Source organism: Paracoccus sp. (in: a-proteobacteria) (genome assembly GCF_030538655.1).
In the GTDB taxonomy this organism is placed as follows: domain Bacteria; phylum Pseudomonadota; class Alphaproteobacteria; order Rhodobacterales; family Rhodobacteraceae; genus Paracoccus.
Genome location: NZ_JAUNTO010000020.1, coordinates 16893 through 43689 on the forward strand (window position 1 = coordinate 16893; position 26797 = coordinate 43689).

The window sequence follows — 26797 nt, forward strand, 5'->3', positions numbered from 1 at the left end:
CGCACCCCCGGGATATTTGCAAACGAAAGACAGGGGGGCTTCAGCCCAGAGAGGCGACCCATTCGGGCACGGTCTGGCTGGCCGGGCCAATGATGCGTTGTGTGAAGTCGTGCCCGTTCGCGCTGTCGGCAAGGTTCAGTTCCACGCAGCGCAGCCCGGCGCGGGCGGCGTGTTGGGCAAAGCCGGCGGCGGGATAGACCTGGCCCGAGGTGCCGATGGCGGCGAACAGGTCGGCTTCGTCCAATGCGTTCCAGATTTCGCGCATGTGTTTCGGAATTTCGCCGAACCAGACGATGTCGGGGCGTGTTGTCTGAGATCCGCAATGCGGGCAGTGATCGCTGATGTGCATCACTGTTGGCGCTTGCCAATCCCACCGGCAGACGGTGCAGGTCGCGCGATTCAATGCGCCGTGCATGTGAATAACATGGCGGCTGCCTGCGCGTTCGTGCAGGTCATCCACGTTTTGTGTGACCAGTGTCAGGTCGTGGCTCCGCGCCAGTTGTGCCAGCGCCAGATGAGCGGCGTTGGGTTCGGCCTCTGCCGCCCTGGCCCGACGCTGGTTATAGAACTCGTGGACCAGTGCCGGGTCACGCTCGAACGCTTCGGGTGTGGCGACATCCTCGACCCGGTGGCCTTCCCACAGACCATCGGGGCCGCGAAAGGTGGCAAGCCCGCTTTCGGCAGAGATTCCGGCGCCGGTCAGAACGACGATGCGCATTCGGATCAGCGACGGCAGTATGTCTCGGCGGTCGAGGCAAAGGCGCGATAACGCGCCCAGAAGGCGTTGTCGGCGTCGCGTTTCGACATCCGCACCTCTTGTGCCTTATGCGGCTCGCGGAAGAATTGCGCGGCACGGCGCTGATCGGCGCGCGACAGCGTTTGGTTGGCGACCTGCTGGATGCAGCCACACAGCGGCGCATTCCCGCGCGCGCGGTCAGAGCGGACGCAGGCGCTGTCGATTGGCCCGGCCATCGCCAGCGGGGTGGTCAGCACGACGGCGGCGGCCGCGATGATAAAGCGGTTGAGCATGGTTCTGTCTCCTCGGGTTCCGGCCTGGGGGGCGGGCGGTGATTCCGCCTCTGATTGGTCAGCTTATCCACAAAATATAGCCAAAATTCCAAACATGATCCAATAACGGAAAGTTTGGCCTGGGTAGCGACGCGGTGGTGGTTGTGGCCTATATCTTGTGTTGCCGCGTTATCAGACCAGTTGGGGCGTATAGCCTGCATCGCGAATCACTGCTTCGGCGGCTTGGCTGTCCAGCCCCTGCACATCGACGGTTTTCATATCCAGATCGACAACGGCATCACCGCCCGCCGCAGTCACGGCCTTTTCGATGGCGGCCTTGCAATGGCCGCAGGTCATATCCTCGACTTTGAACAGCATTCTGTTTTCCCCGATTGACGCCCGTCACGCGGCGGGCCAAAGCTCGGGCATGAGCTTCGCCCGCTGTCCTTCGCTTCGTCAAGCCCGCCATGCATAATCTGCGGGCGGCCCTGTCGATGATCGGCGCGATGGCGCTGTTCGCAGTCGAGGACATGTTCCTGAAATTGCTGGCCGAACGGCTGTCGGTGGGGCAGGTGCTGGTGATGACGGGCACGCTGGCGACGGCGGTGTTCTGGGCGCTGATCGCGCTTCAGGGCGGGCGGCTGTGGACGCGCGAGTTGCTGCACCCGATGGTGATGCTGCGCAATCTGGGCGAGGGGCTGGCCTGCGTGCTGTTTTTGTCGGCGCTGGTGCTGGGCGATCTGGCGACGGTCAGCGCCATTCTTCAGGCGCTGCCGCTGATGCTGACGCTGGGTGCGGTGGTGTTTTTGCGCGAAAGGGTCGGCTGGCGGCGGTGGCTGTCGATTGTGGTTGGCATGATCGGTGTGCTGATCGTGGTGCGGCCGGGGACGGCGGCGTTTCAGCCTGCATCCGCGCTGGCTGTTGGTGGCGTTCTGATGCTGACGATGCGCGATCTGGCCACGCGCCGGGTGCCTCCGGGGATTTCGTCCAAGACGCTGACCGCTTCGGCTTTTGCGTCGCTGGTGCCGTCGGGGCTGGTATGGATGGCGCTGCAATCGGGGCCGGTTCTGACGCCTGACCTGACCGAAACCCTGCAATTGCTGTGCGCGGTGGCCTTTGGCCTGTGCGCCTATATGCTGATGGTTGCAGCCATGCGCCTGGGGGAAATCGCGGTGATCGCGCCGTTCCGCTATACCCGGCTGCTGTTCGCGCTGATCCTAGCGGTTTTGGTGTTCGGCGAACGGCCCGACGCCGCCACTCTGACGGGCGCGGCGATCATCGCGCTGGCGGGCATGGCTGCCATGTGGCGCGAGGCGCGGCTGGCGCGACGAGGACGGTAAATCCCCCTTTTCGCACCCCGCGCGCCCTTGTATAGCCGGGCCATGACCGACCTTGATCTCATCCGCAATTTTTCCATCGTGGCCCATATCGACCACGGCAAATCCACCTTGGCCGACCGGCTGATCCAGATGACGGGGACTGTCGCCGAACGCGACATGAAGGCCCAGTTGCTGGACAGCATGGATATTGAACGCGAACGCGGCATCACCATCAAGGCGAACACCGTGCGTATCGAATATCCGGCGAAGGATGGGCGCACCTATGTGCTGAACCTGATCGACACCCCCGGCCACGTCGATTTCGCCTATGAGGTCAGCCGCTCGATGCGCGCCGTCGAAGGCAGCCTGCTGGTGGTGGACGCGACGCAAGGGGTCGAGGCGCAGACGCTGGCCAACGTCTATCAGGCGATTGATGCTGACCACGACATCGTGCCGGTGCTGAACAAGATCGACCTGCCCGCAGCCGAACCTGACCGCGTGAAGGCCCAGATCGAGGATGTGATCGGCATCGATGCTTCCGACGCGATTCCGATTTCCGCCAAGACCGGCCTTGGTATCCCCGACGTGTTGGAGGCCATTGTCACGCGTCTGCCCGCGCCAAAGGGCGACCGCGATGCGCCGCTGAAAGCGATGCTGGTTGATTCGTGGTATGACCCTTATCTGGGGGTCGTGGTGATGATCCGGGTGATGGACGGCGTGATCCGCAAGGGCGACCGCATCAAGATGATGCAGACCGGCGCGATCTACGGCATCGACAAGCTGGCCGTGCTGCGCCCGCAGATGCAGGACATCGCGGAACTGGGGCCGGGGGAAATCGGCGTGCTCACCGCCTCGATCAAGCAGGTGCGCGATACCCGTGTGGGCGACACCATCACGCATGAGCGCAAGGGCGCCGATACGCCGCTGCCGGGCTTTAAACCCGCGCAACCGGTGGTTTTCTGCGGTCTGTTCCCCGTTGATGCCAATGATTTCGAGGCGCTGCGTGACGCGATTGAGAAACTGGCGCTGAATGACGCCAGTTTCAGCTTTGAGATGGAAACCTCGGCGGCACTGGGTTTCGGTTTCCGTTGTGGTTTTCTTGGCCTGCTGCATCTTGAGGTGATCCGCGACCGGCTGGAACGGGAATATGATCTTGATCTGATTACCACCGCACCTTCGGTTGTGTTCAAGCTGCATATGAAAGACGGCGAGGTGCGGGATCTGCATAACCCCGCCGACATGCCCGATCTGACTTATGTCGATCATATCGAGGAGCCGCGCATCAAGGCCACCATTATGGTGCCGGATGAGTATCTGGGCGACGTGCTGAAGCTGTGCCAGGACCGGCGCGGTATTCAGATGGACCTGACCTATGCCGGTTCCCGCGCGATGGTGGTTTACGACCTGCCGCTGGCCGAGGTTGTTTTCGATTTTTACGACCGCCTGAAATCCGTGACCAAGGGCTATGCGTCGTTCGATTATCAGATCAGCGAATATCGTGAAGATTTTCTGGTCAAGATGTCGATCCTTGTGAATGACGAACCCGTTGACGCACTGGCCATCATGGTGCACCGCGACCGCGCTGAATCCCGCGGACGGGTTATGGTGGAAAAGTTGAAAGAGCTGATCCCCCGCCATATGTTCAAGATCCCGATTCAGGCCGCCATCGGTGGCCGTGTCATCGCCCGTGAAACCCTGTCCGCGATGCGCAAGGATGTGACGGCGAAATGCTATGGCGGCGACGCGACCCGCAAGAAAAAGCTGCTGGAAAAGCAGAAGGCCGGGAAAAAGAAGATGCGCCAGTTTGGCAAGGTGGAAATCCCGCAGACGGCGTTTATTCAGGCCTTGAAGATGGATAGCTGAAGCGAGGAGGTCATAAAATGACCGGGCGTTTGACGGACATTGGATGGCTTTCGCGTGTCACTGGACAGTTTGGCTGGCTGCGCATTTTTTTGGCGGCGCTGCTGGCTGTTACCTTGCATGTCTTTGCGGTGATGCAGGGATTGGCATCCTCGGTTAAGATATTGATCGGTGGCCAAATTAGTTTCGCTTTGGCTGTGCAATTTTTTTGCTCTGGCTGGTGCGGGCGCGATAAGTATTTTGGCTAAATTTCCTTTTGTTGCGGTTGTCGCTCTGACTGCTGATTTCCGATATCGTGACATATCTTCACGGGCGATGCTGGCCATAAATATTCTGGTCTGGTTTATTTATATTTTTGTTGCGGCGATTCTTTATATGGGGCTTTCGTCTGTCGGTGGCCTGTTCGGCTTTATCTGGCAGGGAATTGGTATTCCGCTGCTGATAGCGCTCCCCGTTATCGGTGTGCTTTTTGCTATTTCCCGGCTCGTTCCTGCTATCTGGAGAATGCGCGAAAAGCCACGAAAAGGGCGAGATCAACCTGAATTAGCGATCGCTATGGTGGCTGTGGTAATTGTCACTGTTGCAATAGGGTCGGGCTTGGCCCGTGCAACATTCATGCTGGACCATAATCCGGTTGTTCAGGTTTCAACGGCTGACGCATCCGCCCGACCTATGCGGCTGTTTTTTTCATCAGGTGATTTCATCCTGTTTGCGGATGGTGCATGCAACCTTATCTATCGCCCCTTGGCGGTTATAGATAAGATCGAGCATCAGCCAAAGGCCGACCTCAGCTTTCCGCGCTGTTCAAACGCCAGTAAAAATCTAGATCAAAACTAACGGTGCGACATTATTTTCGCTTCTTATTCTGCGCCCCCATCCCCCACGCCTTCATCCACGCCTCAACCCAAGCTTTCTGCCACTCCCGCATCATCGCGTTCTGCGTCTTACGCATTTCGGCCATCATCTGGCCACGTGCCGCGGCGGTCATCTGGTTGGCGGCAGACAGCCACAGGCTCATCCACGGGTTTTTCATTTTCCGGCCTTTCGTTGATTTTATCCCGCCTCGCGGACGCGTTCTTCGACCACTTCGAACGGGACGCCCGGTTCATCCTTGGCGCAGCGGATCACCAGCGATGTCTTGACGCTGGCGACGTTGGGGGCGGCGGTCAGGTGTTCGGTCAGGAACCGTTGAAAACTAGGTAAATCGGGCGAGGTGCATTTCAGGATAAAGTCGATCTCGCCGTTCAGCATGTGGCATTCGCGCACCAGCGGCCAACTGCGGGCCAGTGCTTCGAAGGCGGACAGGTCGCGTTCGTGCTGGCTGGCCAGCCGGACCATGGCGAACACCTGCACTTCGAACCCCAGTTCGCGCGGGTCGATGTCGGCGTGATAGCCGCGGATATGGCCACTTTCCTCAAGCGCGCGGACGCGGCGCAGGCAGGGCGGCGCGGAAATACCAACCCGGCGGGCCAGTTCGACGTTGGTCATACGGCCATCGGCCTGTAACTCGGCCAGAATTCTGCGGTCGATTTCGTCCAGCCGTGTGCCTGCCATTTCTTCCTGCCCTTGCCCGAAATTCAGACGGAAACTATCCTGTAGGGCGATCTTGCGCAATATTATTTCGCGGAATTGTGCTGCATTGCAGAACCGGGCGGCGCCCACTACCTAGGGCGAAACCAGATGAGGCGATCATGTCCAGCAAACACACGCAACTTTTGATTATCGGTTCGGGACCGGCGGGCTATACGGCGGCGGTCTATGGTGCACGGGCAATGCTGAACCCGCTGTTGATCCAGGGGATACAGCCCGGCGGACAGCTGACCATCACCACAGAAGTTGAAAACTGGCCCGGCGAAGTGGAGGTTCAAGGCCCCGATCTGATGGTCAAGATGGAGGCGCACGCCCGCGCCATGGGGGCCGAGATCGTCACTGATCTGGTGACGTCGCTGGACCTGTCGGTGCGTCCGTTCCGTGCGACATGTGATTCCGGCGCGGTGGTGACGGCGGATGCGGTGATTCTGGCGACCGGAGCACAGGCGCGCTGGCTGGGTCTGCCATCCGAGGAGAAGTTCAAGGGCTTCGGCGTCAGCGCCTGCGCCACCTGCGACGGATTCTTCTATCGTGGGCGCGAGGTTCTGGTGGTCGGCGGTGGTAATACCGCGGTCGAGGAGGCGCTGTTCCTGACCAAATTCGCCAGCAAGGTGACCCTGGTTCATCGCCGCGACAGCCTGCGGGCGGAAAAGATTTTGCAACAGCGGCTGTTGAATAACCCCAAGGTGCAGGTGATCTGGGATCACGAATTGGACGAAGTGCTGGGCGATGATACCCCTCTGGGTGTCACCAGTGCGCGGCTGCGCTCGGTCAAGGACGGTTCGGTGCAGGATGTGGCGGTGGCAGGGGTGTTCATTGCCATCGGCCATGCGCCCGCCAGCGAGTTGGTCAAGGATCAGCTGGAGCTGCACAATGGTGGTTACGTCAAGGTCGAGCCGGGCAGCACGCGGACCTCGATTCCGGGCGTGTTCGCGGCAGGCGATCTGACCGATCACGTCTATCGGCAGGCCGTGACCAGTGCGGGGATGGGCTGCATGGCGGCGCTGGACGCCGAACACTGGCTGGCCGAACAGGCAGCGGTGGTGGGCTGAGACATGTGAGGGGGCGCGTGTCACCGGCCCCCGACCATCCGCTTGCTTGCGCTGCGCTGCCGCATCGCTAGGATCGCGTCACCGACTGGGCAGGAGGCGCGCATGTTCCATAAGATCTTGATTGCCAACCGTGGCGAAATTGCGATCCGCGTGATGCGGGCAGCGAATGAGTTGGGCAAGCGGACGGTCGCTGTCTATGCCGAAGAAGACAAGCTGTCGCTGCACCGTTTCAAGGCGGATGAGGCGTATCGCATCGGCGAGGGGCTTGGCCCGGTTGCGGCCTATCTGTCGATCCCCGAGATCATCCGGGTGGCGCGCGAATCCGGGGCGGATGCGATCCATCCCGGCTATGGCCTCTTGTCGGAAAACCCTGATTTTGTCGATGCTTGTGCGGCGGCGGGCATCGCCTTCATCGGGCCTGCCGCAGATACGATGCGGGCGCTTGGCGACAAGGCATCGGCGCGGCGGGTGGCGATTGACGCCGGCGTGCCGGTCATCCCTGCAACCGGGGTTCTGGGCGATGACTGGGACGCGATCCGGGCCGAGGCGGGCGAGATCGGCTATCCGTTGATGTTGAAGGCGTCCTGGGGCGGCGGCGGTCGCGGGATGCGTCCGGTTCTTGGCTCGGATGAATTGGAAACCAAGGTCCGCGAGGGGCGGCGTGAGGCCGAGGCAGCTTTCGGCAATGGCGAGGGTTATCTGGAAAAGATGATCCAGCGCGCCCGGCATGTCGAAGTGCAACTTTTGGGCGATACGCATGGCGGCCTTTACCACCTTTATGAGCGTGATTGCACCGTTCAGCGCCGCAATCAAAAGGTGGTCGAGCGTGCCCCTGCGCCTTATTTGAATGACGCGCAGCGGACCGAGGTGTGCGAACTGGCGCTGAAGATCGGCCGCGCGGTGGGGTATCAGAACGCGGGCACGGTCGAATTCCTGATGGATATGGATTCGGGCGCGTTTTATTTTATCGAGGTGAACCCGCGCGTTCAGGTGGAGCATACCGTTACCGAGGAAGTCACCGGAATTGATATTGTTCAGGCGCAGATCAAGATTGCCGAAGGTGAAACGCTGGCCGAGGCGACAGGAATGCCCACGCAGGATACGATCACCCTGTCAGGCCACGCGCTGCAATGCCGGGTAACGACCGAAGATCCGCAGAATAACTTTATTCCCGATTATGGTCGGATCACGGCCTATCGCACGGCGACCGGCATGGGTATTCGTCTGGACGGCGGCACGGCTTATGCGGGCGGGGTTATCACGCGATTTTACGACAGCTTGCTGGTCAAGGTCACAGCTTGGGCGCAAACACCGGATCAGGCGATCAAGCGGATGGACCGGGCTTTGCGCGAATTTCGGGTTCGTGGGGTTTCGACCAATATCGACTTTGTGATTAATCTGCTGAAACATCCGGTGTTTCTGGCCGATGAATATACCACAAAGTTCATTGATACGACGCCCGATTTGTTCACCTTTCGGAAGCGGCGCGACAGGGCCACGAAGATCCTGACCTATATCGCCGATATTTCAGTGAACGGGCACCCCGAAACCGCAGGCCGCGCCGCGCCGCCCGCCGAGGTGCGCCCGCCCGTGCCGCCCGTGCCCTTGGTTGAGCCTGCACCCGGCACCCGGCAACTTTTGGAAGAAAAAGGCGCGCAGGCGGTGGCCGACTGGATGGCGGCGCAAAAGCGGCTGCTGATCACCGACACCACCATGCGCGATGGGCATCAGTCGCTGCTGGCGACGCGGATGCGGTCAATTGACATGATCCGGGTTGCGCCCAGCTATGCCGCCAATCTGCCGGGGCTGTTCAGCGTCGAATGCTGGGGCGGGGCGACGTTTGACGTGGCTTATCGGTTCTTGCAGGAATGTCCGTGGCAGCGGCTGCGCGATATTCGGGCGGCCATGCCCAATCTGATGACCCAGATGTTGCTGCGCGCCAGCAATGGCGTTGGTTATACGAACTACCCCGATAATATCGTCCAATCCTTTGTCAAACAGGCGGCAGAGACCGGGATCGACGTGTTCCGGGTGTTTGATAGTCTCAACTGGGTGGAAAATATGCGGGTCGCCATGGATGCGGTGGTTGACAGCGGAAAGATCTGCGAGGCAGCGATCTGTTATACCGGCGATATTCTGGACCCCGACCGGGCGAAATATGATCTGAAATATTACGTCGCCATGGGGCGCGAATTGCGCGATGCCGGGGCGCATATTCTGGGCCTGAAAGATATGGCCGGGCTGCTGAAACCCTCGGCTGCGGGGGCGTTGATCCGCGCGCTGAAGGATGAAGTCGGGCTGCCGATCCATTTTCACACCCATGACACCAGCGGCATGGGCGGCGCTTCGATCCTCGCTGCCGCAGATGCGGGCGTTGATGCGGTTGATTGCGCCATGGATGCACTGTCGGGCAACACCAGTCAGCCGACGCTGGGGTCCGTGGTCGAGGCGCTGGCCCGCACCGACCGCGACACCGGGCTGAACATCGGCGCGATCCGGGCGATGTCCAACTATTGGGAGCGGGTGCGCGAGGGCTATGCCGCCTTTGAATCCGGCCTTCAGGCCCCCGCGTCAGAGGTTTATCTGCACGAGATGCCGGGCGGTCAGTTTACCAACCTCAAGGCGCAGGCGCGCAGCATGGGGCTGGAAGAACGCTGGCATGAGGTCGCGCAGACCTATGCCGATGTGAACCGGATGTTCGGCGATATTGTGAAGGTCACGCCCTCGTCCAAGGTCGTGGGCGATATGGCGCTGATGATGGTGGCGCAGGGGCTGACTCCCGATGATGTGCTGGACGAGGGCCGCGAGGTGTCCTTCCCCGACAGCGTGGTCGATATGATGCGCGGCAATCTGGGCCAGCCCCCCGGCGGCTGGCCCGAGGCCTTGCAGCGCAAGGTGTTGAAGGGCGAAACCCCGATCAAGGGCCGCCCCGGCGCGCATCTGCCGCCCGTCGATCTTGAGGAAACCCGCGCCAAGGTCAGCGCCGAGATGGAGGGCCGCGCCGTCGATGACGAGGATCTGAACGGCTATCTGATGTACCCCAAGGTTTTCTTGGATTACATGGGCCGCCATCGCCTTTACGGTCCGGTGCGCACCCTGCCGACGCGGACCTTTTTCTATGGGATGCAGCCGGGCGATGAGATCAGCGCCGAGATCGACCCCGGAAAGACGCTGGAAATCCGCCTGCAAACCATTGGCGAGACGGATGAGAACGGCGAGGTCAAGGTGTTCTTTGAACTGAACGGCCAGCCGCGCGTGGTGCGCGTGCCAGACCGTTCGGCCACCGGCGCGGCGGCGGCGCGGCCCAAGGCGGATGCGTCGAACCCCGGCCATATCGGTGCGCCGATGCCGGGTGTTGTCGCCTCGGTCGCGGCGACAGCGGGGGCCAAGGTCGCGCAGGGCGATCTGCTGCTGACCATCGAGGCGATGAAGATGGAAACCGGCATTCACGCTGATTGCGCTGGTGTGATAAAGGTCGTCCATGTGACTGCGGGGCAGCAAATCGACGCCAAGGATCTGTTGGTGGAAATTGAGTGAGCGAGTCACCGGGGGGCTTCGCGCCCCCCGGACCCCCCGCGGGATATTTGGAAACGAAAGACGGGGCGGGTTGCCCTGGTATGGTGACGGATGACTGATCTGCCGGTGGTGCGTTTGCGCCCGAAATCGAAACCTCAGGCGATCCGGCACGGGTTTCCCTGGGTTTATGCTGATGAACTGGTATTGGATCGCCGGTCCCGCGCGATTGAGCCGGGATCTTTTGCGGTGCTGGAGGATGCCGAGCGGGTGCCGCTGGCCTTGGTGACGGTGAATCCGGCGTCCAGGATTGTGGCGCGGGTGATGGATGCCGATCCGGCGGTCGTGATTGATGACGCGTGGCTGCGGGCGCGGCTGGCGCGGGCCTTGGCGATGCGGGAACGGTTGTATGATGCGCCGTTTTACCGGCTGGTTCATGCCGAGGCGGATGGCTTGCCCGGTCTGGTGATCGACCGTTTCGGCGATGTTGCCGTGATGCAACCCAATGCCGCCTGGGCTGACCGGATGGCCGGGGATATTGCCGCTGCGCTGGCCGGGGTGACAGGTGTGGCTACGGTGATCCTGAACGGGCAGGGGCGCGCGCGCGGGTTGGAGGGGCTGGATGAACGGACCGAGGTTCTGTTTGGCGTGGCCCCCGATGCGCCGGTTCAGGTGCCGATGAATGGGGCGGTCTACCTGGCTGATCTGGTGGGCGGACAAAAGACCGGGCTGTTTTATGACCAACGGCCCAACCACGCCTTTGCGCAGCGTTTGGTTGCGGGCGCGCGGGTGCTGGATGTGTTTTCTCATGTCGGCGGCTTTGGTCTGGCGGCGCTGGCTGCCGGGGCCGCGCAGGCGACCTGTGTCGATGGCAGTGCCGCCGCGCTGGATCTGGCGCAGGGCGGGGCGCGGGCGATGGGGGTGGCGGATCGGCTGACCACGCAGCGCAGTGATGCCTTTGCCGCGCTGATCGCTCTGCGCGAAGCGGATCAGCAGTTCGACGTTGTTATCTGCGATCCGCCCGCCTTTGCCCCGGCCAAGCCGGCGCTTGAGACTGGATTGCGCGCCTATGAGCGGGTGGCCTTTCTGGCTGCGCCGTTGGTCGCGCCGGGCGGTTATCTGGGATTGTGTTCGTGCAGCCATGCCGCCGATCTGGCCGCGTTCCGCAATGTCAGCGCGCGCGGGATCGGACGGGCCGGGCGGCGGGCGCAGTTGATCCACAGCGGGCAGGCCGGGCCGGATCATCCGGTTTTGCCGCAACTGGCCGAATCGGGTTATCTGAAATCACTGTTTTTTCGGCTGGACGGATGAAAGCGGTTCTGGATGCCTGCGTCCTTTACCCGACAGTGCTGCGGGAAATTCTGACCGACCCGGCGCTGGTGGCGCATTATGCGCCGGTCTGGACACCGCGCCTGCGGGATGAATGGCTGAACGCTGCGGCCCGGCACGGTATCCGCGACGTCGCCGGGGCCGAGGCCGCGTTGCTGGCTGAGCGTATCGCGCCCGCAGCGGATGCCCGCGCCATTCCGGCGGTGGATCTGCCGGATGCCGCTGATCTGCATGTGCTGGCTGCGGCGATTGACGCCGATGCGCCGCTGATCGTCACGCTGAATTTGCGCGATTTTCCGCAACGGGTGCTGGCACCGCTTGGTATCCGCGCGCTGCACCCCGATGCCTTTCTGCTGGATCTGCACCGCGATCATCCGGGGGGCGTGGCGCAGGCTGTGGCAGCGGTGCATGCACGTGCCGTGCGAATGGGCGGCGATCTGCCGTTGCGCACCTTGCTGAAACGGTCGGGGTTGCCGCGTCTGGCTAAGGTGCTCGCTTGATGGTGGTTGCCGTTATCGCTAACCATCGTTAAGCGAATAAGGCGGAAAAAGGAGTCTGCCATGGTTTCGCGTGTCATTCCGGTCGAAGATTTCGATCTGGTCATTTTCGGCGCCACCGGCGATCTGGCGCATCGCAAGATTTTGCCGGGCCTCTATCGTCGCTTTATCGCCGGTCAGATTCCCGAAACCGCGCAGATCATCGGGGCGGCACGCACCCGCCAGGACGATGCCACATTCCGCGAACAGGTGCGCGCGGCGGTGGCTGAATTTGGTGGCGTCGCGGCGGATGAACCGCAACTGGATGCGTTTCTGTCGCTGATCGGATATGTGCCGATTGATGCCACCGGCGAAGGCGGCTGGTCGGAACTGAAATCGCGGGTGCGCCCCGGTGCGGTTCACGCGTTCTATTTCTCGGTCGCGCCGTCGCTGTTTGGCGATATTGCGCAGCGTCTGGCCGGGCATGGCATTGCCGATGCAAACAGCCGGATTGTGGTGGAAAAGCCGTTCGGCCGCGATCTGGAATCCGCCCGTGCGCTGAACGCCACGTTGGCGCAGCATTTCACCGAGGAACAGATTTACCGCATTGACCACTATCTGGGCAAGGAAACCGTGCAGAACCTGATGGCCGTCCGGTTCGCCAATATTCTGTTCGAACCGCTGTGGAAGGCCGAATATGTCGATCATGTTCAGATCACCGTAGCCGAAACCGTGGGTGTGGCCGGGCGCGGCAGCTATTATGACAAATCCGGCGCGATCCGCGACATGGTGCAGAACCACATGATGCAGCTGCTGTGCCTGATCGCGATGGAGCCGCCCTATCATTTCGACCCCAACGCCGTGCGCGATGAAAAGCTGAAGGTGATCCGGGCGCTGGAACCTGTTGGCCCGGATGATATTGTGCGCGGCCAGTATCAGGCCAATGGGGACGGCACGTCTTATATCGAGGATGCCGAAAACCCGGATTCCCGCACCGAAAGCTATGTCGCGATGAAGGTGCGCATCGCCAACTGGCGCTGGCAGGGCACGCCATTTTATCTGCGCACCGGCAAAAAGCTGCGTGCCCGCACCAGCGAGATTGCCATCACCTTCAAAGAGCCGCCGCACTCGATCTTTGACGAAGGGGTGCCCAAGGCGGACCAGCTTGTCATCCGCCTGCAACCGAACGAGGGTATGAATCTGAAGGTAATGATTAAAGAGCCGGGGCCGGGCGGAATGCGTCTGGTTCAGGTGCCGCTGGACATGACCTTTGCCGAGGCGCTTGGCGCGGATGGGGCAGACGTGCCGGACGCTTACGAACGGCTTATCATGGATGTGATCCGCGGCAACCAGACGCTGTTCATGCGTGGCGACGAGGTAGAGGCCGCCTGGGCCTGGACCGACCCGATCATTCAGGCGTGGGAAAACGGCAAAGCCCGGCCCGAGCCTTATGACGCCGGATCATCCGGCCCGGAGGAGGCGCTGCGGCTGTTGCATCGCGATAACCGCCGTTGGCGTGAAATAAGGGCGTAAGACAATGCAACTGATCGAATATCCTGACCGTGATTTTCTGGCCCTGTCACTGGCACAGACGATTGCCGGGCAGTTGGCCCAGCATCTGCGCACGGCTGAACGCGCATCGTTAAGTGTGCCGGGTGGCACGACGCCTGCGCCGGTATTTGACACGCTGTCCGGCACCGATCTGGATTGGGGCCGTGTCAGCGTTATTCTGGGGGATGAACGCTGGGTTGACGGTGAACATCCCCGGTCCAATGCCCGGCTGCTGCGCCGTCACTTGTTAAGGGACAAGGCCGCGGTGGCGAACCACATTCCGCTGTATACCGGCGATGCCGACCCTGAAACAGCGGCGGATATGGTGGCGGCGCAGATCGCGCCGCATCTGCCGCTGACCGTGGCCTTGCTGGGGATGGGCCACGACATGCACACGGCCAGCCTGTTTCCCGATGCGCCGATGCTGGCGCGGGCACTGGCCTCGGATGCGCCGCCGGTGATGGCGATCCGCGCTGACAGCGCGGGCGAGCCGCGCATTACCCTGACCGCTCCGGTTCTGCGCGGAGCCTTGGCGATCCATCTGATGATCCTTGGCCCTGAAAAGCGCGAGGTGCTGGACAAGGCCGCCAGCCTGCCCCCCGAACAGGCGCCGATCCGCGCCTTTCTTGACAACGCAACCGTGCATTGGGCCGAATGATGACCGAGCTTTGGAACCGTCTCGCCGATTACCGCACCGCGCAGGGCGATCTGCGCATTGACGCGCTGTTCGATGACCCCGCCCGCGCCGATGAGTTCTGCATTCAGGCCGAGGGGCTGGCCTTTGATTATTCCAAAACGCTGATTGATGCGGGCGCGCGTGATCTGCTGGTTGCGCTGGCCGAAGCCACCGGGCTGGCCGCGCGGCGCGAGGCGATGTTCACAGGTGCCCGCATCAACGAGACCGAGGGGCGTGCGGTTCTGCATACCGCCATGCGCAATCCTGACACCCCGGTGCAGGTCGATGGCGTGGACGTATCGGCAGGCATCCGCGACACGCTGGCCCGGATGCGCGCCTTTGCCGATGCCGTGCGCAGCGGCGTTATGGCGGGGCAGGGCGGCGCCTATACCGATGTGGTGAATATCGGCATCGGCGGGTCTGATCTTGGCCCGGCGATGGCGGCGCGGGCGCTGTCACCCTATCTGGACGGGCCGCGTCTGCATTTTGTTTCGAATGTCGATGGCGCCGACATCGCCGACACGCTGGCCGGGCTGGACCCGGCCCGCACGTTGGTGATCGTCGCCTCGAAAACCTTTACCACGATTGAGACGATGACCAATGCCGCAACCGCCCGCGACTGGATGGCGGGTGTGGTCGCTGACCCTGCATCGCAATTCGCCGCCGTCTCTACCGCGCTGGATAAAACCGGGGCGTTCGGCATTCCGGCGGATCGTGTGTTCGGTTTTGAAGATTGGGTCGGCGGGCGCTATTCCGTCTGGTCGCCCATCGGGCTGTCGCTGATGATCGGTGTCGGGCCGGATAATTTCGACCGTTTTCTGGCCGGCGGGGCGGCAATGGACGCGCATTTCCGCCGCGCGCCCTTGACCCAGAACATGCCGGTCATGCTGGCGCTGGTCGGCATCTGGCACAACCAGATCTGTGGCTGGCCCACCCGCGCGGTGCTGCCCTATGACCAGCGGCTGGCGCGCCTGCCGGCCTATCTGCAACAGCTTGAGATGGAATCGAATGGCAAGCGGGTGGCGATGGACGGATCGGACCTGCCGCGTGTCTCTGGCCCGGTCGTCTGGGGCGAGCCGGGGACCAATGGCCAGCACGCGTTCTATCAACTGATCCATCAGGGCACGCAGGTGGTTCCCTGTGAATTCATCCTCGCCGCGCGCGGGCATGAGGGGCACCTGACCCATCATCACCGCCTGCTGATGGCGAACTGTCTGGCGCAGGCGGCGGCACTGATGACCGGGCGCACGCTGGATCAGGCCCGCGCAATGATGGAAAAGGCCGGGCTGTCGGGGGCCGAGCTGGAACGCCAGGCCCGCCATCGCGTTTTTCCGGGCAACCGCCCCTCAACCCTGCTGCTGATCGGGCAGCTTGACCCGTTCACGCTAGGCCAGATTATCGCGCTGTATGAACACCGCGTGTTCGTCGAGGGGGTGATTCTGGGGATCAACAGCTTTGATCAGTGGGGGGTCGAGTTGGGCAAGGAACTGGCCAAGCAGCTTGAGCCGCTGCTTGAGGGTAAACCGGGGCAGACCGACCCTTCGACCCGGCATCTGATTGATCTGATCCGGGGCGTGTAGGGGCGCGGTCGCCCCCAAAGGCTGGGGGTTTTCCACCCCCAGACCCCCGAGGATATTTGTAAACGAAAGACAGTTATGGCGGCTGCATTCGATCAACGCGGCGATCCATGACCCTGCGCCACAAGGGCGGGATCAGCGCGATGGCGGCCATGATGGCGATCGGATAAGGCAGCAGCGGGCGGTTGTCAGGCAGGCGCAGCGCCGGGTAGGGGCGAGCCGGGTTCATGTGGTGATCCGCGTGGCGCGGCGCGTTCACCAGCATCAGCGAGGATATGGGATGCGGGCTGTCCCACGCATGGCGCGGGCCGACAGGTTCGGTGCGGCCATCCGGCAGGGTGCGGCGGCGCAGCCCGTAATGCTGGACGTAATCCGACAGCAGGATCTGTATCTGTGCGTAAAGGCTCAGCCCCAGATAATCGGCCAGCCCGCGCGGCCCGGTCAGCACCGCCACAACCAGCATGCAGGCCAGCCCGCCGCCGACCCACCAGACATAGGGGTTCATCCGGCGCGTGCGCCGCGCCGACAGTGCCCGTTCGGCGGTCAGCCCGGTGCGGAACGACCCGGCCCATGCGCGCAGAGCAAAGCGCCAGAAGCCTTGCCCCGCCCGTGCTGAATTTGGATCATTTTCGGTCGCCACATGCACATGATGCACCAATCGGTGTGCCGAGACATGATGTCCGAACAACATACTGACATAGACCGCGGCCCCCAGCCGGAACAGCCCGCGCGCGCCGCGATGGATCAGTTCGTGCCCAACGGCGTGGCCGACCTGCCCGGCATACATCCCTGCGGCCAGAAACAGCGCCATCCGCTGCGGCCAGCCCAGATCGTCGCCCGACAGCCGCAGCACGGCCACCGCCATCACCGCCAGATGGCACAGTGCCAGAACCACCAGCCCTGCATCGGCCCCGCGCGCGTCCTCGTCTTGACCAAAGCCGCGCGCCAGCAGCGTATCCGCCGCAGGCCCGGCCACCGCCAGCAGGATCAGCGCTGCCCAGACCCAGCCCGACAAGATCAGCACGGCAGGCAGGGCACCCACAGCAACAAAGGCCGCAACCGGCGGGACATAGCGTATCTGTTTCATGCCGCTATCCTATCGCAGCTGATCCAGACCGTCAGCCGCTTCCTGTTTGCCCGAATACGCATCTTTGGGCCGGACGCCGCTCTTTTCCTTTGACTGCGCAACCGTTACCCTCTGCGCGAACAAAAGGATCGCTGCATGTCGTTTTTTTCGAAGCTGCGCGAGCGGCTGACCCGCTCATCCACCAAGATCGGGCAGGGACTGGATGATCTGGTGGCCGAGGATGCCCCGGCGCACAGCCCGCCCGCCACCGCGCCAACACCCGAAGCCGCGCCGCAGCAGTCCGGCTTGATCGGGCGGCTGTTTGGTGCCGCCACGCCAGATGAGCCGCGCCGTGCCCTTGACGATGCCATGCTGGAGGATCTGGAGGATATGCTGATCCAGTCCGACATCGGTGTTGATACCGCGCTGCGGGTGACCGCCAATATCGCCGAAGGCCGTATGGGGCGCCGTATCTCTGCCACGGAACTGAAACAACTGCTGGCGGCGGAAATCGAGCGGATCATGACTCCGGTCGCCCGCCCGCTGCCGCTGTTTCCGAAAAAACCGCAGGTGGTGCTGGTGGTCGGCGTCAACGGCTCGGGCAAGACGACGACGATTGGCAAACTAGCCAGCCAGTTCCGCGCCGCGGGCAAGAATGTGGTGATTGCCGCCGGCGATACCTTTCGCGCCGCAGCGGTCGAGCAGCTTCAAGTCTGGGGGCAGCGGGCCGGGGTGCCGGTGATGACGGCCCCCGAAGGCAGCGACCCGGCCAGCCTGGCCTATGACGCCCTTGCACGGGCCGAGGCCGAGGGGGCCGATCTGCTGATGATCGACACCGCTGGCCGCTTGCAGAACCGTGCCGATCTGATGGAGGAACTGGCCAAGATTGTCCGCGTCATCCGCAAGCGCGATCCCGAGGCACCGCATAACACCCTGCTGGTGCTGGACGCGACCACCGGGCAGAACGCCATTTCACAGGTCGAGACTTTTCAGAAACTGGCCGATGTGTCGGGGCTGGTGATGACCAAACTTGACGGCACGGCGCGCGGCGGCGTGCTGGTGGCGCTGGCCGACAAGTTCGGCCTGCCGATCCATGCCATCGGAGTGGGCGAACAGATCGACGATCTGGATGCCTTTGATGCAGGCGATTTCGCCCGTGCCTTGGTGGGGCTGGAATGATGCTGAAACAGACCCTTGCCGCCCTTGCGTTGACCATCACCGCGACCAGCGTCCATGCCGCGACGGGCTGTGTCGGGCGTGATCTGATTGCTGATCTGCCGCAGGCCGACCGCGACCGGATCGCGGCGGCGGTGGCGCAGGTGCCCTATCATCAAGGGCTGCTGTGGCAGGCCAGCCGCGATAACGCCCAGATCACCATCGTCGGCACCTATCACTTTGCCGACCCCCGCCATCAGGCGACGATGCAGGCCATCGCCCCGGCGTTGAGCGACGCGGCCCTTGTGATGGTCGAGGCCGGACCCGATGAACAGGCGCGCCTGACCAGCGTTCTTGCCTCGGACCCGTCGTTGATGGTCAACACCGATGGCCCGACATTGCCAGAGCGTCTGTCTGACGATGAATGGGACATTCTCAGCAGTGCCATGGCTGAACGCGGTATGCCCGCCATCATGACGGCCAAGCTGCGGCCGTGGTATGTGTCGCTGATGCTGGGAATATCGCCCTGCATGATGGCCACCATTGCCGAAACCGGGGCCAAAGGCTCGCTGGACGATCTGCTGATCGAGGGGGCGGCGTCCCACGATATTCCCATCCGCGCGCTGGAACCATGGGACACCGTGTTCACTCTGTTCAGTGGCCTGACGCCCGATCAGGAAATCGGAATGCTGCGCATGATGCTGCCGCAGGCGGAATATGCCGATGATTACGCGGTCACGCTGTCTAACGCCTATTTCTCGGGCGATGTCTGGCAATTGTGGGAATTCGGGCGGCTGGATGCCGAAAATCAGCCCGGCTTGTCGCAGGCCGAGGTCGAGGAACAATTCGCCCTTGCCGAAGACCTGCTAATGAACCGCCGCAACCAGAACTGGATCGCCCCGCTGACCGAGGCCGCCCAAGCTGCTGCTGCCGATGGCAAAGGCATTGTCGCGGGTTTCGGTGCCCTTCATTTGCCGGGGGAACAGGGCGTGCTGAACCTGCTGGCCAAGGACGGCTGGACCATCGAAAGACTGGATGGATGAGCCTCCGCGATCTTTGGGCCGTGGAACAGGCGTTCTGGACCGATGATGCTGAACAGGCCCTCGCCCACGTAGATGCGGCGGCGGTTATGATCTTTGCCGATGCCGGTATCCTTGATCGCCCCGCCATCGCCAAAGGGCTGCGCGATGCCCCGCGCTGGCAATCTGTCAGCATGACGAACCAGACAACGGTCGAGGCGGGTAATACTGTCGTTCTTGCCTATCGGGCAGATGCCCGCCGCGAGGGGCAGTCCTATCGCGCCCTTTGTTCCAGCATATGGGTCAGGCAAGGTGAAGGCTGGTGCCTGCTGGCCCATCAGCAAACGGCGGTCTGAATTGCACAACTTCTGGCAACGACATGGACGGTTTCTGGCGGCCTTCGCCATCGGGCTGGCGGCCGCTGCGCTGTTGCCACTGTCTCAAGGTGACCGGCTGCTGATCGGTGCCGACCTGTTCTTCGGCTGCTATCTGATCCTGATGGCGCTCAAAGGGCGCCATCTGACCCCAGACGACCTGCGCCGCCATGGCCAGACCGAGGACGAGGGGATCACCTTTATTCTGACGCTTGCGGTGATCGGGGTCGGGGTGGGGCTGTGGTCGGTGGTCAGCCTGCTGAACGTGCCGCATGGCGGGGTTGGCCCGGTGCGCGCCGCGCTGGCCGTTGCCTCGGTGCCGCTGGGCTGGGCGACGATTCACACGGTTATGGCGTTTCACTATGCCCGGATGTATTACCAGCAGGGTCGCGCGCCGGGTCTCGATTTTCCCGGCATCGCCGAGGAAAGCGCGGCTAGTGCCAATGACTCGACCCGGCCCGGTGTGCGCGATTTCATCTATTTCAGCTTCACCATTGGTATGACCGCACAGACCGCCGATGTCGCCATCTGCCGCAGCGAGATACGCCGCACCGTCACCCTGCATGGCGCACTGTCGTTTTTCTATAATACCGTCATTCTGGCCCTGACGGTAAACGCCGCTGTTACGCTTGGCGGCTGAGTGGCATCTTCTGTCCAGAAATATCCTCGGGGGTGAGGAGGGGTAGAAAAAGGTCCACTGGACCTTTTTCCCAACGAACGCCCGGCCCTTGGCCGGGCTGGGGGGTGGAAAACCCCCGGTGATGCCCTCAGCCCCAAAGCGCCGCCAGTGCCTTGGCCGGATCATCCGCCGACCAGATCTCGGTGCCAACCGCCAGAAAATCGCAGACCGGCGACAGGTCGGCGATCAGATCGCGGCTCAGCGCACCTTCGGCCACCACGGGCAGTTCGATCATTTCCGACCACCATTCGAACAGATCGCGCGGGGCAGGGGTGCCGCGACCAAGCGCCGTGTCCCCCACTGGCCCGAACGAGATGTAATCCGCCCCTGCCTCGCCCGCAGCGATGCCGTCATGTCGCGAGGCGGCGCAAAAGGCACCGACGATGGCATCCGCGCCCAACTCTTTGCGCGCTGTCCGCACGCCGCGCGCGCCATCGGTCAGATGCACCCCGTCCAGCCCGTGCCGCTGCGCCAGCAGGATGTGATCCTCGATCACCACCGCAATGTCGCGGGCATGGGCGATCTCGCGCACCAGATCGGCGATGCGGCCCAGTTCGGCTTCGTCCCCCGCGGCGGGGATGCGGATGCAGGCGACCGGCGCGATGTCCAGCACGGCGGCCAGCCGCTCGGGCAGTCCGGAGGCAGAGGCCGCAGGCGGCAAGATCAGGTAAAGCTGCGGCTGTTGGTCCATGGCCATTCCTTTCATGTTGCGCCCGCCATAGCGCAGCGGCGGCTTGCATAAAAGTGTTGCGTTCACATTGACCGTGGCACAGGGCGCGCTAACCTGTCACCGGGTTCGATTCCCCGAATGGGCGGACGGGGTGTGCGCGACAGCGCCGCAGAAAACTCTGTCCGTCTTGGTTGTGGTCGCACAAACCCCGCTGCCGGTGCTGGCCCTTTGGGGCAACCACCTTTTGGCCATGCAGGCTTCGGGCCTCCGCCAGAGGGTTGTGGTGCCGGCGGCGGGTTCAGCAAAGGGGGCCGGATGGCACTGATCCTGACACTGGTCGTTCTGGCCGGTCTGACCGCCGGGGCTGTCTGGCTGAACCGCCACGCGCATGTGGTGATCGGGCCGGGCTGGCAAGGGGTGCTGTATCACAACGGTGTTTTCCGGGGCCAGCTGCCGCCGGGGCGGCACCGCATTCCTTTCACGGGCACGGTTGATCTGCGCCGGGTCTGGGCCGGGCCGGTTGCGGACTATGGGCAGACAGTGGATGTGATCGCGCAGGATCAGTTCACGTTTCGACTGACGCTGGCCGCACAGCTCCGTGTGACTGATGCCGCTGAACTGACCCAAACGCATGATCTGCGCGACGAGGTGGTCAGCCATCATCTGACCGCGCTGTTGATCCCGCATCTGCGCGCCGCCGCCAGCCGGGTGATCGCGGGCATGACGCTGGACGCCGCACTGGCCGGACGCGATACACTGGCCGATCAGATCGCAGATGCCATGGGCCAGCCCGTGCCGGGGCTGGAACTGACGGGTCTGATGCTGCTGGAGATCACGACACCCCCCGAAGTCCGCCGCATGTTCACCGAGGTTGAACGAGCCCGGCGTGAAGGTTTGGCCGCGCTGGAACGCGCACGGGCCGAACAGGCGTCTTTGCGCGCGCTGGCCAACGCGGCACGGGCGCTGCAATCGAACCCGGCCCTGGCGCAGTTGCGGATGATTCAGGCGGCCGAAGGTGCGCGCGGGGCCAAGACCTTTGTTCTGCACGCGCCGGGAACGGGGCCGGATGCAGGCGACCCCTTGTCCTGAGCGCTACCTCGCGCTAGGGCCGCGTGCATGACCGCCCCCATCATCATCCTCGTGCGCCCGCAGATGGGCGAAAACATCGGTGCCGCCGCGCGCGCCATGCTGAATTTTGGCCTGACCGAGATGCGGCTGGTCGCCCCCCGCGACGGCTGGCCGAACCCGCGCGCCGTCGCCATGGCCTCGGGTGCGGCGGGGCAGGTGCTGGACCGGGCGCGCGTCTATCCCACGCTGGCTGAGGCGATGGAGGGCGTCGATCTGGCCTTTGCCACCACGGCCCGCGGGCGTGAACTGACCAAGCCCGTTCATACCCCCGAAACCGCCATGGCGCAGGTGCGAACGTATGCGGGGCAGGCGGCGGTGATCTTTGGTCCCGAACGCGCCGGTTTGGAAAACGATGACATCGCACGGGCTAATGCCATTATCACCGTGCCGGTCAACCCTGGCTTTGCCTCGCTCAATCTGGCGCAGGCGGTGCTGTTGACGGGCTATGAATATTCGCGCGGCCTGCTGCCCGACCAGCCCGCCCCGCCGGGTCGCCGCCCGACTGGCGAGGCCCCGGCCGACCGGCTGGAGATTGAACGCCTTGCCGATCATTTCGAGGAACGGCTGGATCACGCGGGCTTTTTCTTTCCACCTGAAAAAGCGCCTACGATGAAGCTGACCATGCGGAACCTGTGGTCGCGGATGCCGCTGACGCAGGGCGATGTGCGCGCCCTGCATGGGGCTTTGCGGCAATTGGTGCGCCGCAAAGAATAGGCCGCGATTAACTGGCGGTTTTCATCAGCACCAGCCCGGCCACGATCAGCCCCGCCGCCATCAGGCGCATCGGGCTGGCGGATTCGCCCAGGATCAGGATGCCGACCGCAAAGGCCCCGACCGCGCCAATTCCGGTCCAGATGGTGTAGGCCGTGCCCAGTGGCAGGCTGCGCATCGCCAGCGACAGCAGGCCAAAGCTGCCGACCATCAGCACAAAGGTCAGGATGGTCGGGCCAGGAAGGCTGAACCCCTCGGATCGTTTCATTGAAAACGCCCAGCCGATTTCCAGCAGACCGGCAAAGAACAGATAAATCCACGCCATAACGTGTCCCTATGATTTTATGCCGCCGGGCCGTCCCGGACATGATCCCGTGATCGGGCGAGGACGTTGCCCCGTTTGCGCAAGGTGTCGCCCCAAGCTTATTTGGCCAAACAGCAAGCGGGATGATCCTGTGCTAAACAGGTGATGCAAGGCGCGCATCGGGTCAAGGGGGCGTTCCCCCTTGCCATCGCCGCCCCGCGCGGTCAAATTCCGTCCCGACCGAAAGGAGCCTGCCATGGCCAAGCGCCCCGTTTTTCAGGAAGTGAGTCAGGCGCCCCGCCCGACCGCCACCACCGGCATGATCGACGCCGCCCCCAAGGGCGCGCGGCGGGCGATCCGGGTCTGGCTGATCGTGCTGTTCGCCTTGGTCGCGGCGATGATCGCGCTTGGCGGCGCGACGCGGCTGACCGGCTCGGGCCTGTCGATCACCGAATGGCGGCCGGTGACGGGGGCGATCCCGCCGATGGATGCCGCCGCCTGGCAGGCCGAGTTTGACCGTTATCAGCAGATCGACCAGTTCCATCAGGTTAACCCCGACATGGACCTTGCCGGGTTCAAGCAGATTTACTGGTGGGAATGGGCGCATCGCCAGCTTGGGCGGCTGGTCGGGCTGATCTGGGCGGCGGGCTTTGCGCTGTTTCTGGTGCGTCGGCAGGTGCCGACCGGCTGGACGCCGCGCCTGCTGGGGCTTGGCGTTCTGGGCGGGCTGCAAGGCGTCATCGGCTGGTGGATGGTGTCTTCCGGTCTGGGTGAGGGGATGGTGCGCGTCGCCTCTTATCGCCTTGCGGTGCATCTGGGGCTGGCCTTTGCCATTCTTGGCCTGATCGCGTGGTATGTGCTGGACCTGTCGCGCAGCGAAGCGGACCTGATGCGCGCCCGCCGCGCCGGGGACCGCAGACTGTTCGGCGCAGCAACCGGGCTGATGCACCTGACCTTTGTGCAAATCCTGATCGGCGCGCTGGTCGCCGGGATTGATGCGGGCCGCACCTATACCGGCTGGCCGACCATGGGGGGCGAGTGGATTCCAGCGGCGATCTGGGACAGCGCGCTGGGCTGGCGTAACCTGTTCGAGAACCCCGCCACGGTGCAGTTCATCCACCGTATCGTCGGTTATTTGCTGGCGATCATGGCGGTTGTCGTCTGGATGCGCGCACGCAGATCGCCGCATCCGGTGACGCGCGGGGCCTTTACCGTGATGCTGGCGATGGTCGTGGTGCAGATCGGGTTGGGCATTCTGAACGTCATCCACGCCTCGCCTTTGGGCCTGGCGCTGATCCATCAGATCGGGGCGGTGGCGCTGTTTGTGCTGATTATCCGCGCGCGGCACCACGCCCGCTATCCTTTTGAAACCTCTGTCCGGGGAACCATCCGATGAGCGCATTTGACGATCTTCTGGCCTTTCAGCGCCAGACCGAGGCTTTGGCATCCGTCGCCGGGCGGCTTGGCTGGGATCAGGAAACCGTCATGCCGCGCGGCGCGACCCAGCAGCGGGCCGAGGAAATGGCGGCGATGGAATCGGTCCTGCACGAACGCCGCACCGACCCGCGCATCGGTGAATGGCTGGAGGCAGCACAGCCCCAGACCGAGGTGGAAACCCGCATCGCTGACCTGATCACCCGTGATTTCCAGCGCAACGCACGGGTTCCGGCGCGTCTGGCGGCGGAGCTGGCGCGGCAGACCTCGCTGGCGCAGGGTATCTGGGCCGAGGCGCGGGCCAATGACGCGCCCGCCGATTTTCTGCCGACGCTGGATAATATCCTGATGCTGACGCGCGAAAAGGCCGCGCATCTGGCTGATGGTGGCGATCTGTATGACGCGCTGCTGGACGATTACGAACCCGGCGCGCGCGGCGACGATATTGCCACGCTGTTCGACGCCATGCGCCCCCGCCTTGTCGCTCTGCGCGAAGATGTGTTGGGCGCCGATGCGCAGCCCGCCACGCTGACCGGCCATTTCGCGCATGACACGCAGATTCGTCTGGCCCGCACCTGCGCCAGTGCCTTTGGCTATGACTGGTCGCGCGGGCGGCTGGATATTGCCGTGCATCCGTTCAGCTCTGGCGGCTGGCAGGACAGCCGGATCACCACCCGCGTGGTCGAGGCCGAGCCGTTCAACTGCCTGTATTCGACCATTCACGAGGTCGGCCATTCGACCTATGAACTGGGTATCGACGATGATTATGCCTTCACCCCGCTTGGCCGGGGCGTGTCGATGGGCGTTCACGAAAGCCAGAGCCGCATCTATGAAAACCAGATGGGCCGCAGTCGTGCCTTTACCGGCTGGCTGTATCAGCGGATGAGCGATGCCTTTGGCGGGCTGAACGTGCCGGATGCCGATGCTTTTTATGCCACGGTGAATCGCGTGACTCCCGGCTATATCCGCACCGAGTCCGACGAGGTTCAGTATAATCTGCACATCATGCTGCGCTTTGATCTGGAACGCGATCTGATCGCCGGGCGGCTGGATGTCGAGGATCTGCCCGAGGCATGGAACACCCGCTTTCTGCACGACTTTGGCGTAGCGGTGGACCGGCCCGCGAATGGCGTTTTGCAGGATGTTCACTGGTCGGTCGGGTTGTTCGGCTATTTCCCGACCTATGCGCTGGGGAATGTCTATGCCGGTTGCCTGAATGCCGCGATGCGCGCCGCCGTCCCCGATCTGGACGCGGCGCTGGCGCGGGGCGAGGCCGGGCCGGGCGTCGAATGGCTGCGCGAAAACGTCCAGCGCCACGGCGGTCTGCTGTCACCGCGCGCGCTGATCGAGAACGCGATTGCTGCCCCCATCAGCCCCGCCCCGCTGCTGGATTATCTGGAAGCCAAATTCGGCGAGATTTACCGGCTGTAACGATCTGACCGCGCGTCCCTTGCCCTGATTGTCAGGGCAAGGGAGTTTGGGCCGATTCGGCGCGGAAGGCGGTTGGTGTTCAGGGACATGGCGGGCTGAAGTCGGGGAAACGGAGAACTAGGGTCTGGACCCATTAAATTGCTTGCGGGAGCGGCAATTCATTGGTTCACTGATGGCACCAAAGGGGTGCTGCCATGACCGATATGTTCCTGTTGTCCGACAACCAGATGGCGCGGATATCGCCGTTCTTTCCTTTGTCGCAGGGCATCCCCCGGGTGGATGACCGGCGGGTGATCAGCGGTATCATCTTTGTCATCCGCAATGGGTTGCGGTGGCGCGATGTTCCGCCAAGCTATGGACCACACAAGACAATCTACAATCGTTTCATCCGCTGGAGCGAGTTGGGCGTGTTCGGGCGCATTTTTCTGGAACTGGCACAAGGCGGTGGCGAGACCGCCGAGATGATGATCGACGCGACCCACCTCAAGGCACACCGGACTGCGGCCAGCCTGCTCAAAAAGGGGCTCTTCCCCGGTATATCCGACGCACCAAGGGCGGGTTGAACTCAAAACTTCATGCGGTTTGCGACAGCGAGGGACGTCCGAGAGCCCTGTTCCTGACAGCGGGCCAGGTCAGCGACTACACCGGTGCCGTCGCATTGTTGGGGACCATGCCCGCTGCCAAAGTGCTGCTAGCCGACAAGGGCTATGACGCGGACTGGCTGCGAGACGCCCTTGCAGATCGCAAGATCGAATCCTGCATCCCATCGAAATCAAACAGAAAAATCCAGATACCCCATGATCGCGCACTCTACCGCGAGCGTAACAAGATCGAAAACATGTTCGGCCGACTGAAGGACTGGCGCCGTATCCACA

At 63.1% G+C, this 26797-nt stretch carries 27 protein-coding genes and 1 pseudogene; 20 read left to right on the plus strand and 8 right to left on the minus strand.

Annotation, left to right across the window (positions count from 1 at the left end; genetic code table 11):
• Nucleotides 1-40: 40 nt before the first annotated feature.
• The 3 genes from Q4G22_RS12645 to Q4G22_RS12655 all read right to left on the minus strand — a co-directional run bounded on the left by Q4G22_RS12645 (nucleotide 41) and on the right by Q4G22_RS12655 (nucleotide 1386).
• A complete protein-coding gene (locus Q4G22_RS12645; protein WP_303386255.1) occupies nucleotides 41-718 on the minus strand; it encodes an NAD-dependent deacylase in 678 nt (225 codons plus the stop codon).
• 5 nt (nucleotides 719-723) lie between these two features.
• Nucleotides 724-1029 (minus strand): hypothetical protein, encoded by a 306-nt coding sequence (locus tag Q4G22_RS12650; RefSeq protein WP_303386256.1) that lies wholly within the window; start codon nucleotides 1027-1029, stop codon nucleotides 724-726.
• Between the two features lie 171 nt (nucleotides 1030-1200).
• On the minus strand, nucleotides 1201-1386 hold the full coding sequence (locus Q4G22_RS12655) for a heavy-metal-associated domain-containing protein (RefSeq protein WP_303386257.1): 186 nt from the start codon (nucleotides 1384-1386) through the stop codon (nucleotides 1201-1203).
• A gap of 89 nt (nucleotides 1387-1475) precedes the next feature.
• Here Q4G22_RS12655 and Q4G22_RS12660 point away from each other — a divergent pair, with 89 nt between their 5' ends.
• From Q4G22_RS12660 to Q4G22_RS12675, 4 genes are all read left to right on the plus strand, one after another.
• Nucleotides 1476-2348: a DMT family transporter gene (locus tag Q4G22_RS12660; protein ID WP_303386258.1), complete on the plus strand. Its 873-nt coding sequence runs from the start codon at nucleotides 1476-1478 to the stop codon at nucleotides 2346-2348.
• A gap of 42 nt (nucleotides 2349-2390) precedes the next feature.
• Nucleotides 2391-4190, plus strand: a complete 1800-nt coding sequence (gene lepA, locus Q4G22_RS12665) for a translation elongation factor 4 (protein WP_303386259.1) — start codon at nucleotides 2391-2393, stop codon at nucleotides 4188-4190.
• Nucleotides 4191-4207: 17 nt separating this feature from the next.
• Entirely contained in the window at nucleotides 4208-4435 is a 228-nt protein-coding gene (locus Q4G22_RS12670) for a hypothetical protein (RefSeq protein WP_303386260.1), read from the plus strand.
• A 67-nt stretch (nucleotides 4436-4502) separates the two neighbouring features.
• Nucleotides 4503-5024: a hypothetical protein gene (locus tag Q4G22_RS12675; RefSeq protein WP_303386261.1), complete on the plus strand. Its 522-nt coding sequence runs from the start codon at nucleotides 4503-4505 to the stop codon at nucleotides 5022-5024.
• A 10-nt stretch (nucleotides 5025-5034) separates the two neighbouring features.
• Here Q4G22_RS12675 and Q4G22_RS12680 read toward each other — a convergent pair whose 3' ends face one another.
• Nucleotides 5035-5220 (minus strand): hypothetical protein, encoded by a 186-nt coding sequence (locus Q4G22_RS12680; protein ID WP_303386262.1) that lies wholly within the window; start codon nucleotides 5218-5220, stop codon nucleotides 5035-5037.
• Nucleotides 5221-5240: 20 nt separating this feature from the next.
• Complete coding sequence (locus tag Q4G22_RS12685) at nucleotides 5241-5741, minus strand: Lrp/AsnC family transcriptional regulator (protein ID WP_303386281.1); 501 nt, start codon at nucleotides 5739-5741, stop codon at nucleotides 5241-5243.
• 137 nt (nucleotides 5742-5878) lie between these two features.
• Between Q4G22_RS12685 and trxB the strand changes: the two genes are divergently transcribed.
• The 7 genes from trxB (at nucleotide 5879) to pgi (ending at nucleotide 15954) form a co-directional block, all read left to right on the plus strand.
• Nucleotides 5879-6829 carry a thioredoxin-disulfide reductase gene (gene trxB, locus Q4G22_RS12690; protein ID WP_303386263.1) on the plus strand — a complete coding sequence of 317 codons (951 nt, stop codon included), beginning with the start codon at nucleotides 5879-5881 and terminating at the stop codon, nucleotides 6827-6829.
• Nucleotides 6830-6931: 102 nt separating this feature from the next.
• Nucleotides 6932-10366, plus strand: a complete 3435-nt coding sequence (locus Q4G22_RS12695; RefSeq protein WP_303386264.1) for a pyruvate carboxylase — start codon at nucleotides 6932-6934, stop codon at nucleotides 10364-10366.
• Nucleotides 10367-10456: 90 nt separating this feature from the next.
• The gene (locus Q4G22_RS12700; RefSeq protein ID WP_303386265.1) at nucleotides 10457-11653 is read left to right on the plus strand and encodes an RSP_2647 family RNA methyltransferase; all 1197 of its coding nucleotides are present in this window, start codon (nucleotides 10457-10459) and stop codon (nucleotides 11651-11653) included.
• Nucleotides 11650-12171: an RSP_2648 family PIN domain-containing protein gene (locus Q4G22_RS12705; RefSeq protein WP_303386266.1), complete on the plus strand. Its 522-nt coding sequence runs from the start codon at nucleotides 11650-11652 to the stop codon at nucleotides 12169-12171. The genes Q4G22_RS12700 and Q4G22_RS12705 overlap by 4 nt, the downstream gene beginning before the upstream one ends.
• A 60-nt stretch (nucleotides 12172-12231) precedes the next feature.
• Entirely contained in the window at nucleotides 12232-13680 is a 1449-nt protein-coding gene (gene zwf / locus Q4G22_RS12710; RefSeq protein WP_303386267.1) for a glucose-6-phosphate dehydrogenase, read from the plus strand.
• A gap of 4 nt (nucleotides 13681-13684) precedes the next feature.
• On the plus strand, nucleotides 13685-14356 hold the full coding sequence (gene pgl, locus Q4G22_RS12715) for a 6-phosphogluconolactonase (protein WP_303386268.1): 672 nt from the start codon (nucleotides 13685-13687) through the stop codon (nucleotides 14354-14356).
• On the plus strand, nucleotides 14356-15954 hold the full coding sequence (gene pgi, locus Q4G22_RS12720) for a glucose-6-phosphate isomerase (RefSeq protein ID WP_303386269.1): 1599 nt from the start codon (nucleotides 14356-14358) through the stop codon (nucleotides 15952-15954). Before pgl ends, pgi begins: the two co-directional genes overlap by 1 nt.
• Nucleotides 15955-16027: 73 nt before the next feature.
• Here pgi and Q4G22_RS12725 read toward each other — a convergent pair whose 3' ends face one another.
• Nucleotides 16028-17038 (minus strand): alkane 1-monooxygenase, encoded by a 1011-nt coding sequence (locus tag Q4G22_RS12725; RefSeq protein WP_303386270.1) that lies wholly within the window; start codon nucleotides 17036-17038, stop codon nucleotides 16028-16030.
• A 135-nt stretch (nucleotides 17039-17173) separates the two neighbouring features.
• Between Q4G22_RS12725 and ftsY the strand changes: the two genes are divergently transcribed.
• From ftsY to Q4G22_RS12745, 4 genes are read left to right on the plus strand one after another with little or no spacing between them, the layout of a single operon-like run.
• Nucleotides 17174-18196 carry a signal recognition particle-docking protein FtsY gene (ftsY, locus tag Q4G22_RS12730; RefSeq protein ID WP_303386271.1) on the plus strand — a complete coding sequence of 341 codons (1023 nt, stop codon included), beginning with the start codon at nucleotides 17174-17176 and terminating at the stop codon, nucleotides 18194-18196.
• Nucleotides 18196-19215, plus strand: a complete 1020-nt coding sequence (locus Q4G22_RS12735) for a TraB/GumN family protein (RefSeq protein WP_303386272.1) — start codon at nucleotides 18196-18198, stop codon at nucleotides 19213-19215. The genes ftsY and Q4G22_RS12735 overlap by 1 nt, the downstream gene beginning before the upstream one ends.
• Complete coding sequence (locus tag Q4G22_RS12740) at nucleotides 19212-19547, plus strand: nuclear transport factor 2 family protein (RefSeq protein WP_303386273.1); 336 nt, start codon at nucleotides 19212-19214, stop codon at nucleotides 19545-19547. The genes Q4G22_RS12735 and Q4G22_RS12740 overlap by 4 nt, the downstream gene beginning before the upstream one ends.
• 1 nt (nucleotide 19548) lies before the next feature.
• Complete coding sequence (locus Q4G22_RS12745) at nucleotides 19549-20205, plus strand: DUF1345 domain-containing protein (RefSeq protein ID WP_303386274.1); 657 nt, start codon at nucleotides 19549-19551, stop codon at nucleotides 20203-20205.
• Between the two features lie 127 nt (nucleotides 20206-20332).
• Here the strand turns inward: Q4G22_RS12745 and Q4G22_RS12750 are convergent, their stop codons facing one another.
• Nucleotides 20333-20941 carry a thiamine phosphate synthase gene (locus Q4G22_RS12750; protein ID WP_303386275.1) on the minus strand — a complete coding sequence of 203 codons (609 nt, stop codon included), beginning with the start codon at nucleotides 20939-20941 and terminating at the stop codon, nucleotides 20333-20335.
• 288 nt (nucleotides 20942-21229) lie between these two features.
• On the opposite strand from Q4G22_RS12750, the gene Q4G22_RS12755 reads away from it, so the two are divergent.
• Together Q4G22_RS12755 and Q4G22_RS12760 are read left to right on the plus strand one after the other, a co-directional pair.
• On the plus strand, nucleotides 21230-22003 hold the full coding sequence (locus Q4G22_RS12755; RefSeq protein ID WP_303386276.1) for an SPFH domain-containing protein: 774 nt from the start codon (nucleotides 21230-21232) through the stop codon (nucleotides 22001-22003).
• Nucleotides 22004-22030: 27 nt separating this feature from the next.
• Complete coding sequence (locus Q4G22_RS12760) at nucleotides 22031-22756, plus strand: RNA methyltransferase (RefSeq protein ID WP_303386277.1); 726 nt, start codon at nucleotides 22031-22033, stop codon at nucleotides 22754-22756.
• 7 nt (nucleotides 22757-22763) lie between these two features.
• On the opposite strand, the gene Q4G22_RS12765 is transcribed toward Q4G22_RS12760, so the two are convergent.
• Nucleotides 22764-23078 carry a multidrug efflux SMR transporter gene (locus Q4G22_RS12765; protein WP_303386278.1) on the minus strand — a complete coding sequence of 105 codons (315 nt, stop codon included), beginning with the start codon at nucleotides 23076-23078 and terminating at the stop codon, nucleotides 22764-22766.
• Nucleotides 23079-23313: 235 nt separating this feature from the next.
• On the opposite strand from Q4G22_RS12765, the gene ctaA reads away from it, so the two are divergent.
• The 3 genes and pseudogenes from ctaA to Q4G22_RS12780 form a co-directional block, all read left to right on the plus strand.
• Complete coding sequence (ctaA, locus tag Q4G22_RS12770; protein ID WP_303386279.1) at nucleotides 23314-24453, plus strand: heme A synthase; 1140 nt, start codon at nucleotides 23314-23316, stop codon at nucleotides 24451-24453.
• Nucleotides 24450-25922 (plus strand): carboxypeptidase M32, encoded by a 1473-nt coding sequence (locus Q4G22_RS12775; protein ID WP_303386280.1) that lies wholly within the window; start codon nucleotides 24450-24452, stop codon nucleotides 25920-25922. The genes ctaA and Q4G22_RS12775 overlap by 4 nt, the downstream gene beginning before the upstream one ends.
• Nucleotides 25923-26116: 194 nt before the next feature.
• Nucleotides 26117-26797 (plus strand): annotated as a pseudogene (locus Q4G22_RS12780) (IS5 family transposase); the annotation flags it as partial.